Raw genomic sequence first — 14556 nt, 5'->3', positions numbered from 1 at the left:
GTCATGCCGCCTAGTGAAATCCTGGTATACAACCCGCCAAAAGTAGTCGGAGTTGCAGATGATGATCCTGACGGGCGCATCCCGCTGGAGTTGTTGATTACAGGAATAGAAGTGGTTGTTCCGATTTGGCCGGTGCAATCACCAGATGGAAGGCAAGACACGCTTATTGTGCGGATGAGACGGGGAGCAGTCATTGAATTTGATTTGAGCCAAACTTACACCACGCCGATCACCGAGCGTGAGTTCGTGATTCCGATTGGTCCTGAGTATTTAACGACGGATGGTGTAGTTGAAGTCTTCTATCAAACCCGTAACTACGTTCAAAATCCGTCAAATTCGCTACCTCGCAAGCTCACTATCGATCACGTCGTGAGGGGGTTGCTGGCTGTAACGTATCCGAAGGCGAATTCCGATGGATATCTTAACTGTGAAACACAGCCGCCGATCTGGACAGGCATAGAGATACAAGTACCACCTCTACCCGCGTTTGTGCAAAGTGGCGATAGATGCGAAGTCGAGTGGATTGGTTATCTGAGTCTAAATGGCAGTGGCGTGCCTATTGATCGGACCTATAAGCTAATCAAAAAGAGTTCATTGACCGAGACAGAAATCGATAAAGGTTTTCCTGTCGTTGTTGAACCCTTTGTTCCGCATATTGAACCCATGATCAATAAGGCTTCGGCGATTACGACGTACTCCATCTACCGTGGTTTAAAGTTGATTGGTACATCAAAAAAAGGGCTGGTAAAGATAGATCGGGTCGTTACAGGAGAAGACCCACCCTGCGGTCCTTGAAACGGATGGTACATAGCGCTGTGAAAATGAGTGCCGATGTACGCTGAAAGCCTGGCGTGGCGCAATCGTATGTTTAAAAGGAGCAATTACATGAATGCGAAAGTTGAAGGTTCGACATCGGCTCAGAAAGTATCGCCAGCGAGTGCTCGGAGTGCTCGGAGTGCTCGCAATAGTCGTGTAGATCCGGCAAAGATTCCGGCTCAGAATTTGCCTGGCGGTGATTTGCGCATCCCGATTGCATCGCTTACGGCTCCGTTGGAATACCAGATCCCCCAACCTCCAGTTCAATACGCCCGGGATAGGCTGACCGTCGATTTGCGGGTAAAAGGCACTGCAACCCTGATTCCAATCGTTCCCAAACTGGATTTGGGGCCTGTCGCTGACCGTGTATGGCCATTGCCATTATTTATTCCCCTCTCTAGGCTGGAGGAGCTTGCAACGCCTGAAGCACCCACCGAGTGGGAGTTGATCTATCAATTATTTGCAAACGGAAGTAACCCGGGCCCTCGGGTTGTTACTGAGTACCACATCGATAAAACCAAACCTTATAAAACCAAAACACCGGAGACCGATTATTCCCCGCCAGCCATTTCATTTCCCGCCGACTTGCCACCGACCAAGGATATCGATGATGCCTATCTGGGCGCTAATCCTACAGGCATTAAGGTAACCGTGACGCTTGCGGCCAATACCAATCCCTCAGACGTTTGTGACGTCTACTGGGGGGTGCCTTCGGACCCTGCTTACGCAACCCCCGTCATGAAAGACATTCCATTGCTTGCCTCGGGTGAAATACTGATCCCGGTTGATATTTTTCAGAAATCGACAGAAGGTTTGAATACGCTGACTTTTATTGTCAGAGATCTTGCAGGCAACATTAGCAAGCAATCCAAACCCAATCAGCGCAATGTCCGACGCTTGGCGCCACCCGTACCGTTGCCGCCAGTTGTACCGTTGGCAGATGGCACTGACGGGGATACGTTGATTAATATGGCTGACTGCAAACTGGGTGTAACCATTGAAGTACCGGTTCCACTGCCAAACTCGCCGTCTGACACCATCATTGCCAAGTGGCAGGGTATCTCACTACCAGAGCAACGAGTCGGCACCAGTACAATTCTGATTTTTCCTGTGGATTACACCACTGTGATCAAGGTTGCCTATGGTTCAACTGATGGGCAGGTGCCTACGACCGTCAGTTATGAAATGTTTCGCGGCTCGGGTGATCCCATCGCCACCGAGAAAGCAAATATCACCGTGGATATTTCTTACCCCGGTCCTGTGAATCCGGATGAACCAAGTGAAGTCAATCCGTTGCTTGAGTTGCCTCGGTTGGTGTCGTCGCAAGGTGTAGATAATGAGCTTGATGATAATGACCACGGCAAAGACGCCAAGATTTTCATTCAACTCTATGATGCGCCTCCTACCGAGTCAGCGCAGAGCGTCACGGTCTTTTATGACGATAAGGAGTTGACGCCACCTTGGTTATTGCAGCCGGGTGAAGAGGGTGAAGAAATCGGGCCGTTTACTGTTCCCTGGTCCGTTATCGAAGAGAAACTGATCGCGGATGTGATGATCAAGTGGCGGTTGACGGCGGTGGGGGGGGCTAATCCGGTATTTTCAAATAAAGAAACGGTTGTCGTTGATATCACCAAAATCGATTTGCCCAAAGTACTGGTGCAACGTCTCATTTTTGATGAGATTTCCTGCCCGACGCTTAATTTTCTGCCAGTCGATGACCCAAGCTTTCCGGGTGATGGCACTAATCGTCGCAATCTCAAAGTCATTATTCCGTTTAGCGCTTCGCTGATCGATGGACGGACAGTGACACTGAAGTGGCAAGGCTATGAAGATGAAAGTGCAACGATACCTATTGAGGGAACTTTAGTTACCAGAGACATAGCTATTAGCGGAACGGTACCTCCTGAAGGTATTGAAACGGATATTGGTGCGTACATGACCCATTTCAAACCTGTTTCCAATGGCTACGGAAAACTTACCTATACCATCACTGATGTTGTTCCAGCGTCTGATGCGGCTGTCCATTTTGTGTTCTTGCTGGATAACGACACCGATTACTGTGAGATAGCCAATCCGGTTCCTTGACCTATGAATACGGTGGGCACCGAGCAGCGCTTTTGTGTCCGCCGTAGTCCTTTCCCAATAGGATGGAGGTTTCGACGATTTTTCCTTACGCATTAGGGATAAGTCCTACATAACAACGCGTAATTACTCTTTAGCCTAGCGAACCTTTCAGATGCGCGAGCTTTCATTGAAATCTCGTCAATGAAGTCGATCCTTTTCTCGAGGCAGGTTGTCAGTATGCAAATACCTTTCAGATCCTTTATTTCCCCCCCTTCCAGGATGACAGCGCTGTGTATCTCGCTTGTGTTGCCATCTTCCTTTGTTTCCGCGGGTTCGTTGGTAGGGGGAACTGCCACTGTCAACAACGGCGATGCCATCGAAAGCTGGTTCCTGACGCAAAACGCAACGCTGAATATCAACAATGCACAGACTCTTGGTATCAACGCGGATAGCTCCAGGGTCAACATAAACGCGGGCAGTAGTACCAGGGAAATCAGTGTCAGTGATAATTCCACTCTTTCCATCGATGGTGCGACAGTCACGGGAACAAACGGACAATCAGGTCTGCTCCTGATTTCAAGTCAAGGTAACGTCAATAACAGCACCGTCAGTGGTGAAGAGTTTGGCGCCTCAGCCGTGCGGTTTTCTAATGCTCAGGCCGGTTCCATCCTGAACATAACGGGTAACAGCACCATCACTGGTATTGACGCTGGAGCATTCGCAACCTCGCATAGCTTGATCAATATCGCGGACTCCACGTTGGTTGGAACGGGCTCTACCAGTTATGGCATGTGGTTGCAGAGTGCCGATGCGATCGCCAGAAGCAGCACGATCACTGGCAACCAGAACGGCGTATTGATCGAACTGGATATCACGGGTACTGCACCGGCAACGCTTAATCTTGATAAGACCACTGTCCATGGCATAACCGGGTCGGCGATTGTCGTCGATTTCGGCAATGTGGCTGAGGAGACGGCCACTTTGACGCTGAATAACTCCCGTTTGTTAGCGGGCAATAACACGTTGTTAGAGGTCAAAGGCGGCGCGACTGCATTGATGACGGTCAACGCCAGCACGTTGAATGGCAACATCATTGTTGAAAACGGAAGCCATTCCGAGTTGACCCTGCAGAACAACTCCGTTCTCACCGGGCGTCTGGAGAACGTCAGCAGTGCGACCATAAGTGGTACCTCCCAATGGGTGTTGGTTGACAATAGTCAGGTTGAAAAACTGGTGCTTGATGGTGGATCGATCAAGTTTGGTGACAACAATGCGTTCTACCAACTGAACGTGGCCGAATTGTCCGGGAGTGGCAAGTTCATCATGGCCACTGATCTGGCGACGGGGCGCACGGACCTGTTGAATGTCACTGGAACCGCCAGTGGCTCCCACCAGTTGCTGATCGAAAGCAGTGGTACCGAACTGCCGGCAGGTCAACCGGTTACGGTCGTCAAAACCGCTGGGGGCGATGCGGTTTTTACGCTTCCCCGTAATGTCGATCAGGGCGCTTATTCCTACGGTTTGGCCAAAAGTGGTAATGACTGGATTCTGGATCCGGAAACACGGGTTATCAGCCCTGGAGCTCGTTCGGTGCTCGCATTGTTCAATACGCCGTTGCCTGCCTGGTACGGAGAGCTGACCTCTTTGCGTACTCGAATGGGCGAGTTGCGATTGAACAGTGGCAAGGCGGGCGCGTGGGGACGCACCTATGGCAACAAGTATCAAATTGCCGATGGATCCGGTGTCGGTTACGAACAGACCCAATACGGTTTCACGCTTGGGGCGGACACACAGTTGCCGATCGGTGATGGACAATGGTTATTGGGAATCATGGGTGGCCACAGTCAATCCGATCTCAATCTCGATGCGGGAACCTCAGGTAAAGTCGACAGCTATTATCTCGGCACCTATGTCACCTGGCTGGATGCCGCGAGTGGTTACTATCTCGACGGTGTTATCAAAGCGAACCGTTTTCGCAATGATGCGAAGGTCGGTCTGAGCGACGGGGAGCGCGCCAAGGGTGGCTACGACAATACGGGAGTAGGTGGTTCGATCGAGTTCGGCCGGCATATCAAATTCGATGACGGTTATTTCATGGAGCCGTTCACAAAATGGTCTGCCGTGGTTATTCAGGGCAAGGATTTTTCTCTTGATAACGATTTGCATGCCGAAGGTGATCGCGCGCGCTCGCTACTGGGTGAGGCAGGAATTACAGTAGGCCGGAACTACTCATTGAGCAACGATATTGGGGTGCAGCCCTACCTGCGTGTGGGGGCAGCTTACGAGTTCGCCAAAAACAATGAAGTTCAGGTCAACAATAACGTGTTCAAGAACGATCTTTCCGGTGCGCGGTCGTTGCTCGGCGCAGGGATGTCCGTGTCAATGACAAACAAGCTGCAAATGCATGCAGATTATGAATACAGTGATGGCAAAAATTTCCGCCAACCGGCGGGGCTAACCCTGGGGCTTCGCTATTCGTTCTAACGTAAGGTTGGTAGTCAATAAAAAAGGAAGCCTTGACTTCCTTTTTTATTGACTGCAAGAAACTAAATCAGCAACCCACAACCTTATCTACAACCTTAGCAGATGGGCGACGATGGATTTTTTTGGCAGGTACGCGTTGATAGGCTTCGAAATCAATTTTTACATCAATAGTTCTGCGCGTATCTTCATCCAAGTTTTCGAGAGTTACGCTGATTTGTCCGGAGAAAGTATGGCTCTGGGCGTCGAACGCCACTCGTGCCTGTCCCTGATACTGCGAGTAAACGACGGGTTTCTCGGGGCTGCTGTTATCGACAAAAAGTACCCGCACCGTGTAGGCATCCGGATAGAGACCATATGTAGCGTCCGGCTTCCCTTTTGAAAATGAGATTTTCAGTTCTTTGGTCGTGTAATCAGGTGCAGGCTTCCTTTGCGTTGCGAGCATGACATGAGCTTCACCGTGCGGCGGTGGATAGATGGCGTCGAACAGCTCAACCAACCCAGCATCGAAGGTTTCTGTTCCGTTTACTAAACCGTGGCATTTTCCTTGAAACGTAGATGATGCGACCTTTGCAAGTGCGTTCATTATTCAGTCTCCGCTGTCATGACAAGTGATATCTCGCCTTCAGGAATAAACTGGCGGGATCAGCTTATCTAATGCCAAGTCAACAATTTTGTAACCTGTAAGACCTGACAGTTTACAAAATGGATTTAATATGAAGCTTTAATCGAACGCTTGTCAGGCCTGTTTATGATTCGGAGATAGCATTCAGTATTAAACTCTCATCCGACCATTCCTGCCGCGATGTTGATCGAAAACCCAAGAATCGCCGTGTTAAACACAAAACCAATCAACGATTGCGGCAGCACGATTTTGCGGACGCCCCGTGTCGCTACGCCTACATCCGAGTTTGCACCGCGACGCCGACGGTGAACAATGCGTTGGACGTCCGGAGCCTTGGCGCGCACGGCGAGGTGGGTCTGGGCGACGAAGCGCATGGGGACTCACGTTGGTGAACTGTCTCTGCACCATAGCGCAGGCGATCCGGCTTTTGTAGGAGCTGCCGAAGGCTGCGATCTTTTGATCTTCCAAAAGCAAAGTCAAAAGATCGCAGCCTTCGGCAGCTCCTACATTGGAATCAGCGGGGCTTTGTAAATCGTTGTACAAGCTTCATGACGACGACGAAGAACACAGGGACAAAGATCACCGCCAGCGTCGCGGTAATCATCCCGCCAATCACCCCGGTACCAATCGCCTGCTGACTCGCCGAGCTGGCGCCGGTGGCAATGGCCAATGGCACCACGCCGAGAATGAAAGCCAGCGACGTCATCACAATCGGTCGCAGGCGCAAACGCGCTGCTTGTAAAGTCGCGTCGATCAGATCGTGACCTTCGTCATACAGGCTCTTGGCGAACTCGATGATCAGGATCGCGTTCTTCGCCGACAGTCCGATGATGGTTATCAGACCGACCTTGAAGAACACATCGTTGGGCATCCCGCGCATCGTCACGGCCAGTACCGCGCCCAGTACGCCAAGCGGCACAACGAGCAGCACTGATGTCGGGATCGACCAGCTCTCGTACAGCGCCGCCAGGCACAGGAACACCACCAGCAGCGACAAGCCGAGCAGGATCGGCGCCTGATTACCTGACAAACGTTCCTGCAACGAGAGACCAGTCCACTCCTGACCCAGACCCTTCGGCCCCAGCGCGACCAGACGCTCGACTTCCGCCATGGCTTCGCCGGTGCTGTGACCCGGTGACGGTTCGCCTGAAATCGCAATCGCTGGATAACCGTTGTAGCGGGTCAACTGGGCAGGACCTTGAATCCAGTTCGCCTGGACGAAGGCCGACAGCGGCACCATGTTCCCGGCGTTGTTGCGCACGTGCATTTTCAGCAAGTCGTCCACCTGGCTGCGCTGGTCGCCTTCAGCTTGCACGACGACGCGCTGCATGCGGCCCTGATTCGGGAAATCGTTGATGTAGCTGGAACCCACCGCAGTGGACAGCACGCTGCCGACATCGGCAAACGATACGCCCAGGGCATTGGCCTTCTTGCGGTCTACAACCAACTGCACTTGCGGTGCTTCGGCCAGAGCACTTTCGCGCACGTTCATAAGCACCGGACTTTTCTCGGCGGCGGCGAGCAACTCGGTACGCGCCTGCATCAGCGTCGCGTGACCGAGGCCTGCGCGATCCTGCAAGCGAAACTCGAAACCGCTTGAGGTGCCGAGACCATCCACCGGCGGCGGCAGCACCGAGAACGCCATGGCGTCCTTGATCTGGCTCAGGGCAACGTTGGCGCGCTCGGCAATCGAACTGGCGGCATCGTCACCGCCACGTTCAGACCAATCCTTGAGCGTCGAAAACGCCAGCGCCGCGTTCTGTCCGCTGCCGGAGAAGCTGAAGCCAAGGATCACGACGCTGTCACTGATTCCCGGTTCGCCAGCGTTATGCGCCTCAAGCTGTTCGGCCACTTGCACGGTACGATTCTTGGTCGCGCCGGGCGGCAGTTGAATATCGGTGATGGTGTAACCCTGATCTTCCGTCGGCAGAAACGAGGAGGGCAGGCGCGCGAAGCAAATGCCCAGGCTCACCAGCAGCACGACATAGATCAACAGGTAGCGGCCTGTGCGTTTCAAGGCATAGCCGACCCAGCCTTGATAGCGTTCGGTCAAATGGTCGAAACGGCGATTGAACCAACCGAAGAATCCGGATTTCTCGTGATGCTCACCCTTGGCAATCGGCTTGAGCAGTGTGGCGCAGAGTGCCGGGGTCAAGGTCAGCGCGAGAAACGCCGAGAACAGAATTGAAGTGGCCATCGACAGCGAGAACTGCTGGTAGATCACACCGACTGAACCCTGCATGAATGCCATCGGAATAAACACTGCCACCAGCACCAGCGTGATGCCGATGATCGCCCCGGTAATCTGCGTCATCGCCTTGCGCGTGGCCTCCTTCGGCGGCAAGCCCTCGGTGGCCATGATCCGCTCGACGTTCTCCACCACGACAATGGCGTCGTCCACGAGGATGCCGATAGCCAGCACCATGCCGAACATGGTCAGCACGTTGATCGAGAACCCCAGCGCCAGCATGGTCGCAAAAGTGCCCATCAGCGCAACCGGCACCACCAGCGTCGGGATCAGCGTGTAGCGCACGTTCTGCAGGAACAGGAACATCACCGCAAACACCAGCAGCATCGCTTCGCCGAGGGTGTAAATCACTTTGGTAATCGAGACTTTCACGAACGGCGAGGTGTCGTACGGAATCTTGTACTCCACACCTGCCGGGAAATAGCGCGCCAACTCGTCCATCTTTGTCCGCACCAACGTCGCGGTGTTCAGGGCGTTCGCGCCCGGCGACAGCTGCACGCCGACGGCAGTGGAAGGTTTGCCGTTCAGGCGCGTGCCGAACTGATACTCCTGGCTGCCCACTTCGACCCGCGCTACATCGCCGATGCGCACCGTAGAGCCGTCACGATTGGCCTTGAGCACGATGTCGGCGAATTCCTGCGGTGTCGATAACTGGCCCTTCACCAGAATCGTTGCGGTGATTTCCTGTGAAGAAGGAGACGGCAAATCGCCGATGCTGCCGGCCGAAATCTGAGCATTTTGCGCGACGATGGCATCGTTGACATCGGCCGGCGTCAGGTTGAAACCGATCAGCTTCTGCGGGTCTATCCAGATGCGCATCGCCCGCTCGGCGCCGTATAGCTGGGCCTTGCCGACGCCGTCCAGACGCTTGATTTCGTTCATTACGTTGCGCGCCAGATAATCGCTGAGCGCCACGTCATCGAGCTTGCCATCGCTGGAGGTCAGGGTGATCAACAATAGAAAGCCGGAAGAGACTTTCTCCACCTGCAGGCCTTGCTGATTGACCGCTTGCGGCAGGCGCGACTCGACGACTTTGAGCCGGTTCTGCACATCGACCTGGGCCAGCTCCGGATTGGTGCCCGGCTGAAACGTCGCCTTGATCGTCGCGCTGCCGAGGCTGCTTTGCGACTCAAAGTAGAGCAGATGATCGGCGCCGTTGAGCTCCTCCTCGATCAGGCTGACCACACTTTCATCAACGGTCTGCGCCGAGGCGCCAGGGTACACGGCATAGATTTCAATCTGCGGCGGCGCGACGTCGGGGTATTGCGCCACCGGCAGTTGCGGAATGGCCAAGGCACCGGCCAACAGGATGAACAATGCGACCACCCAGGCGAACACCGGGCGGTCTATAAAGAACTGCGGCATATAAAAGCGTCCTGCTTACTGACCAGTGGTCTGGGCAAGTGGAAGAGGGGTTTCGTCGATCTGAACTTTCTCGCCGGGGCGAGCGTGTTGCAGACCTTCAACGACAATTCGGTCGCCGGGTTTCAGGCCGCCGGCGACGATCCAGCGATTGTTCTGCACCGCACCCAGTTGCACCGGTTGCTGCGCCACGCGCATCTGCTCATCGACGGTCAGCACCTGGGCAATGCCGGCACTGTCACGCTGCACCGCGCGTTGCGGCACGGTAATGCCGTTCTGAATGGTTGCCTGTTCGAGGCGTACGCGGATGAAGCTGCCCGGCAGCAGGTCGAGATCCGGATTGGGGAATTCACTGCGCAGGATGATTTGGCCTGTGCCCGGATCAACGGTGATGTCGCTGAACAGCAGCTTGCCGGGCAATGGATACAGGCTGCCGTCATCCTGAATCAGTGTGGCCTTGACCTGGTCCTGACCGACTTCCTGTAACTGCCCTGAACGGAACGCCCGGCGCAGTTCATTGAGCTCGCGAGTCGACTGGGTGAGGTCGGCATGGATCGGGTTGAGCTGCTGAATCAGCGCCAGCGGCGTGGTTTCGTTCTGCCCCACCAGCGCACCTTCGGTGACCAGCGCGCGGCCGATGCGGCCGGAAATCGGCGCGGTCACGGTGGCATAACCGAGGTTCAGTTTCGCCCGTTCCAGCGCTGCCTTGCTGGCGGCGACATCAGCGGCGGTCTGCCGGGCAGCGGCGCGGGCATTGTCGTAGTCCTGACCGCTGATGGCCTGGTCCTCGATCAACTGTGCATAGCGTTGCTCTTGCAGTTTCGCCTGAAAAGCGTTGGCCTCGGCTTTGCGCAGCGCTGCTTCGGCACTGTCCAGGTCTGCCTTGAAAGGTGCCGGGTCGATGCGGAACAGCACATCGCCCTTTTTCACGTCGCTGCCTTCGCGATAGGTGCGCTGCAACACCACGCCGGCTACTCGTGCGCGCACTTCGGCAATCCGTGGAGCGGCGATGCGGCCGCTCAGTTCGCTGCTGATCGACAGGGGCTCGGTTTTAATGGTCTCGACGCGCACGGTGGCCGGCGGCGCCTGCTCTTCGGCGTTGGATGACGAATCACAGGCGCTCAACGTCAGCGCCAATGCGATCAGGCCTAGGCCGGCCAGCAGTTTTCCAGACATGTACAACCCCCAATATTGAAGGCCGCATCCTACGGCCAGACGGGGAGGTTAGCGGTGAAGCTTTGTAGTTGCTGTGTGAAATTGTGTAAGGGTTTTGCTCAGAGGCGGACGATGGCGTATATCCTGCAGGCCTTGAAATTTATTGCGACAGTTCAATCGCTTTCGCGAGCAGGCTCGCTCCCACATTTGAATGCGATCTCCTGTGGGAGCGAGCCTGCTCGCGAATAAGCGCTGACTGCCGCCACAGCATCTTTTGGAACACCCATGCCCAACATCCTCCTGGTCGAAGACGACACCGCCCTCGCCGAACTGATTTCCAGCTACCTGGAGCGCAACGGTTATTCCGTCAGCGTCATTGGCCGTGGCGACCATGTGCGTGAGCGGGCGCGGATCAGTCCGCCGGATCTGGTGATCCTCGACCTGATGCTGCCGGGGCTCGATGGCCTGCAGGTCTGCCGCTTGCTGCGCGCCGATTCGGCGACGCTGCCAATCCTGATGCTCACCGCTCGCGATGACAGCCACGACCAGGTACTGGGTCTGGAAATGGGCGCTGACGACTACGTCACCAAACCCTGCGAGCCACGGGTGCTGCTGGCGCGAGTACGGACCTTGTTGCGACGCAGCAGCCTCGGCGAACCGCTGGCTGTGAACGACCGCATCGTCATGGGCAATCTGTGTATTGACCTGTCCGAGCGCACCGTAACCTGGCGCGATCAAGCGGTTGAGTTGTCCAGCGGCGAATACAACTTGTTGGTGGTACTGGCCCGGCATGCCGGCGAAGTGCTCAGTCGCGATCAGATTCTGCAGCGCCTGCGTGGCATCGAATTCAACGGCACCGACCGTTCGGTGGACGTGGCCATTTCCAAACTTCGGCGCAAGTTCGACGATCACGCCGGTGAAGCTCGCAAGATCAAGACCGTGTGGGGCAAGGGCTATCTGTTCAGCCGCTCCGAGTGGGAATGCTGAGCTGATGTTTCGCATCCTGTTTCGCCTGTATCTGGTCACGATCGTTTCGTACAGCGCGGCGATTTACCTTGTGCCGGATCTGGTGGTCATGGCTTTTCGGGACCGGTTCGTCACTTACAACCTGGATTTTTCCCGAGGCCTGCAAACGCTGATCACCAAGCAGTTTCATGCCGCGCCGCAAGCGCAATGGCCAGCCGTTGCCGCTTCAATGGACAAGGAATTCCAGCCTTTACACATCGTCCTGACGCGGATCGATGATCCGGTATTCACGCCCATCGAGCAGGAACGTCTGCGCCGGGGTGAAAACGTGGTGCGCATCGGCGACTGGGGCTGGCGCACTTTGGCGGTCACTCCGCTGAATGGCGACATGGCGGTGCGCATGGTCGTGCCGCCCGATCCGGTTGACGTCGATCTGTTGTACTGGAGCATCAATGTGCTGATCGGCGCCATGTTGCTCGGCTGCCTTTTGCTCTGGCTGCGCCCGCACTGGCGAGATCTGGAGCGCCTCAAAGGCACCGCCGAGCGCTTCGGCAAAGGCCATTTGAGCGAACGAACCCGGATCGCACCGAGTTCGAACATTGGCAGCCTCGCCCATGTCTTCGACACCATGGCAGGTGACATCGAGAATCTGCTCAACCAGCAACGCGACCTGCTCAACGCCGTTTCCCACGAATTGCGTACGCCGCTGACTCGTCTGGATTTCGGCTTGGCGCTGGCGTTGTCCGAGGATTTGCCGAGCGCCAGCCGCGAGCGTCTGCAGAGTCTGGTCGCGCACATTCGTGAACTGGATGAGCTAGTGCTGGAGTTGCTGTCCTACAGCCGCTTGCAGAACCCGGCGCAGACACCCGAGCGGATCGCGGTGTCGCTGGATGAATTTATCGACAGCATTCTGGGCAGCGTCGACGAAGAACTGGAGTCGCCGGAAATCGTCATTGATGTCCTGTTGCACGGCCAGCTTGAGCGTTTCGCGCTGGACCCGCGCCTGACCGCCCGGGCCATCCAGAACCTGTTGCGCAACGCCATGCGCTATTGCGAAAAGCGGATTCAGATTGGTGTGCAGGTCAACGCCGCCGGTTGCGAGATCTGGGTCGACGACGATGGCATCGGTATCCCTGATGACGAGCGAGAGCGGATCTTTGAACCGTTTTATCGGCTCGATCGCAGCCGTGATCGCGCGACGGGGGGGTTTGGTCTTGGCTTGGCAATCAGTCGGCGAGCGCTGGAAGCACAGGGTGGCACGTTGACGGTGGAGAGTTCGCCGTTGGGTGGTGCTCGATTCAGGCTGTGGTTGCCGGCTACGGCCTGAATCTTTGTACGGATTTCAGGCCGGGAGATCCGACGATTGAATCAGACCAACGCCTGCCTCCTGCATTCGGATGATCGCTGCAGCCAGCGAGCCGTCCAGATCGATGGCTCGGCAGGCATCCAGCACCACAAACGCATTGAAACCCGCCGCGCGCGCATCCAGAGCCGAAAACATCACGCAGAAGTCCAGCGCCAGCCCGACCATGTAAACGGTGTCGATACCACGCTCTCTCAAATATCCGGATAGCCCGGTGGTGGTGCTTCGGTCCGCTTCGAGAAACGCCGAGTAACTGTCGATTCCGAGATTGCAGCCTTTGCGAATGATCAATTGCGCATGCGGCAAGTCCAGTTCCGGGTGAAACTGCGCACCGTCGGTGTCTTGCACGCAATGCTCGGGCCATAGCGTTTGCGCGCCGTATGGCAACTCAATCAACTCGAAGGGCTGGCGCCCGGGGTGGCTAGAGGCAAACGAGATGTGGCCGCTCGGGTGCCAGTCCTGAGAAACGACGACGTGTTTGAACTGGCGTGCGAGCCGGTTGATCAGCGGCACGACCAGATCACCTTCAGGCACCGGCAGTTGACCGCCGGGAATGAAGTCGTTTTGAACATCGATAACCAACAATGCAGCGCGGGGCGAAATGGGCACAGGGCAATCCTGGGAATAAAACCGAGGCCAGTTTAGCAGGGCGCGGTCAGCCGCTGGTCTGCAGCACGCATTGCTGCGTTTTACTGTCCCAGACCTGGCCTTTCGGGCATTCGGGCTTTTTGACGGCGTCGCTTTCGTCGCCGGCGAAAATCGAGGGGCTCGACAGTGTGGCGACCAGCACTGGGATAGCGAACAGGACTTGGCGGATCTTCATGATTAATCTCCACGTTCATTGCTCGGAGCGGAATGTGTTGTTCTCCTTTTCAGTGACTGTCCAGTTCTGAGGAAGATTCAAAGGTTATGCAGCAGGCCCAATACCGTTGATCCGAAGCTGGCAGCCTTACCATGACCGCCGAGCAACTGACTCAGCTCACCGAAGTCGCCGCGCCCGACTTGTGCCGATCCTGCACCCCACGAACCACCAGATACAACAACGGTCCGACCGAGACGAACACCGCTGTCAGCAACAGATAAGGCATCACCGACCAGGCCGATCGTCCGCGAGCGCGGGCGTCCTTGACCATCCACACCCCGGCGAGCGTCGCCAGCAGATACAGATCTATCACCACCTGCGCCGTGTCTGGCCGTGACATCAGGCCGATACCGAAGTTGACCAACGACTGTTCGGCCTGAAGCATCACCGAAACGGTGTAACCACTAAAAGCGAGCAAAGCGGTGAGGGGCAGGGCGATGGTCAGCATGTGTTCCTTCCTTGGTGTGATTATCAGAATCGCCAGACTACCGGCGGGGGCCACAATTGGCCATTGACTTGTCAGCAGCTCGCAGGCTAATTTCCAGCCCATGACTTTCACCGTATTGCGCTGCCAGCCAAGCATTATTACCGCCATTCCTTATTTGGCGGGCTAG

General features: G+C 55.7%; 10 protein-coding genes and 2 pseudogenes. 5 read left to right on the top strand and 7 right to left on the bottom strand.

Annotation, left to right across the window (positions count from 1 at the left end; all coding sequences use genetic code 11):
• Positions 1 to 3: 3 nt before the first annotated feature.
• The 3 genes from HU727_RS05745 (at position 4) to HU727_RS05735 (ending at position 5364) form a co-directional block, all read left to right on the top strand.
• A complete protein-coding gene (locus tag HU727_RS05745) occupies positions 4 to 795 on the top strand; it encodes a hypothetical protein (RefSeq protein ID WP_186529016.1) in 792 nt (263 codons plus the stop codon).
• Between the two features lie 90 nt (positions 796 to 885).
• Complete coding sequence (locus HU727_RS05740) at positions 886 to 2901, top strand: hypothetical protein (RefSeq protein WP_186529015.1); 2016 nt, start codon at positions 886 to 888, stop codon at positions 2899 to 2901.
• Between the two features lie 216 nt (positions 2902 to 3117).
• Entirely contained in the window at positions 3118 to 5364 is a 2247-nt protein-coding gene (locus tag HU727_RS05735) for an autotransporter outer membrane beta-barrel domain-containing protein (protein WP_186529013.1), read from the top strand.
• Positions 5365 to 5431: 67 nt separating this feature from the next.
• On the opposite strand, the gene HU727_RS05730 is transcribed toward HU727_RS05735, so the two are convergent.
• The 4 genes and pseudogenes from HU727_RS05730 to HU727_RS05715 all read right to left on the bottom strand — a co-directional run bounded on the left by HU727_RS05730 (position 5432) and on the right by HU727_RS05715 (position 10772).
• A complete protein-coding gene (locus HU727_RS05730) occupies positions 5432 to 5947 on the bottom strand; it encodes a hypothetical protein (RefSeq protein WP_186529011.1) in 516 nt (171 codons plus the stop codon).
• Positions 5948 to 6144: 197 nt separating this feature from the next.
• A pseudogene (locus tag HU727_RS05725) lies at positions 6145 to 6296 on the bottom strand (DUF1345 domain-containing protein); the annotation flags it as partial.
• A gap of 204 nt (positions 6297 to 6500) precedes the next feature.
• The gene (locus HU727_RS05720) at positions 6501 to 9599 is read right to left on the bottom strand and encodes a multidrug efflux RND transporter permease subunit (protein WP_186529009.1); all 3099 of its coding nucleotides are present in this window, start codon (positions 9597 to 9599) and stop codon (positions 6501 to 6503) included.
• Between the two features lie 15 nt (positions 9600 to 9614).
• Complete coding sequence (locus tag HU727_RS05715; protein ID WP_186529007.1) at positions 9615 to 10772, bottom strand: efflux RND transporter periplasmic adaptor subunit; 1158 nt, start codon at positions 10770 to 10772, stop codon at positions 9615 to 9617.
• 264 nt (positions 10773 to 11036) lie between these two features.
• On the opposite strand from HU727_RS05715, the gene HU727_RS05710 reads away from it, so the two are divergent.
• Complete coding sequence (locus HU727_RS05710; RefSeq protein ID WP_016774890.1) at positions 11037 to 11738, top strand: response regulator; 702 nt, start codon at positions 11037 to 11039, stop codon at positions 11736 to 11738.
• Positions 11739 to 11742: 4 nt separating this feature from the next.
• Complete coding sequence (locus HU727_RS05705) at positions 11743 to 13044, top strand: ATP-binding protein (protein ID WP_186529005.1); 1302 nt, start codon at positions 11743 to 11745, stop codon at positions 13042 to 13044.
• Between the two features lie 15 nt (positions 13045 to 13059).
• On the opposite strand, the gene pncA is transcribed toward HU727_RS05705, so the two are convergent.
• From pncA to HU727_RS05690, 3 genes and pseudogenes are all read right to left on the bottom strand, one after another.
• Positions 13060 to 13689, bottom strand: coding sequence for a bifunctional nicotinamidase/pyrazinamidase (pncA, locus tag HU727_RS05700; RefSeq protein WP_186529003.1), 630 nt, complete (start codon positions 13687 to 13689; stop codon positions 13060 to 13062).
• A 52-nt stretch (positions 13690 to 13741) separates the two neighbouring features.
• A pseudogene (locus HU727_RS05695) lies at positions 13742 to 13903 on the bottom strand (tetratricopeptide repeat protein); the annotation flags it as partial.
• A gap of 151 nt (positions 13904 to 14054) precedes the next feature.
• Positions 14055 to 14390 carry a DUF2834 domain-containing protein gene (locus tag HU727_RS05690; RefSeq protein ID WP_186528994.1) on the bottom strand — a complete coding sequence of 112 codons (336 nt, stop codon included), beginning with the start codon at positions 14388 to 14390 and terminating at the stop codon, positions 14055 to 14057.
• Between the last annotated feature and the right edge of the window lie 166 nt (positions 14391 to 14556).

The sequence above is a fragment of the Pseudomonas khorasanensis genome (assembly GCF_014268505.2).
GTDB classification, from domain to species: domain Bacteria; phylum Pseudomonadota; class Gammaproteobacteria; order Pseudomonadales; family Pseudomonadaceae; genus Aquipseudomonas; species Aquipseudomonas khorasanensis.
This window is presented reverse-complemented; position numbering and strand designations above follow the sequence as displayed.

What these genes read in the sequence shown, in the direction of transcription:
- HU727_RS05745 (WP_186529016.1), top strand. Translation starts at nt 4, where the DNA reads ATGCCGCCTAGTGAAATCCTGGTATACAACCCGCCAAAAGTAGTCGGA.
- HU727_RS05740 (WP_186529015.1), top strand. Translation starts at nt 886, where the DNA reads ATGAATGCGAAAGTTGAAGGTTCGACATCGGCTCAGAAAGTATCGCCA.
- HU727_RS05735 (WP_186529013.1), top strand. Translation starts at nt 3,118, where the DNA reads ATGCAAATACCTTTCAGATCCTTTATTTCCCCCCCTTCCAGGATGACA.
- HU727_RS05730 (WP_186529011.1), bottom strand. Translation starts at nt 5,947, where the DNA reads ATGAACGCACTTGCAAAGGTCGCATCATCTACGTTTCAAGGAAAATGC.
- HU727_RS05720 (WP_186529009.1), bottom strand. Translation starts at nt 9,599, where the DNA reads ATGCCGCAGTTCTTTATAGACCGCCCGGTGTTCGCCTGGGTGGTCGCA.
- HU727_RS05715 (WP_186529007.1), bottom strand. Translation starts at nt 10,772, where the DNA reads ATGTCTGGAAAACTGCTGGCCGGCCTAGGCCTGATCGCATTGGCGCTG.
- HU727_RS05710 (WP_016774890.1), top strand. Translation starts at nt 11,037, where the DNA reads ATGCCCAACATCCTCCTGGTCGAAGACGACACCGCCCTCGCCGAACTG.
- HU727_RS05705 (WP_186529005.1), top strand. Translation starts at nt 11,743, where the DNA reads ATGTTTCGCATCCTGTTTCGCCTGTATCTGGTCACGATCGTTTCGTAC.
- HU727_RS05690 (WP_186528994.1), bottom strand. Translation starts at nt 14,390, where the DNA reads ATGCTGACCATCGCCCTGCCCCTCACCGCTTTGCTCGCTTTTAGTGGT.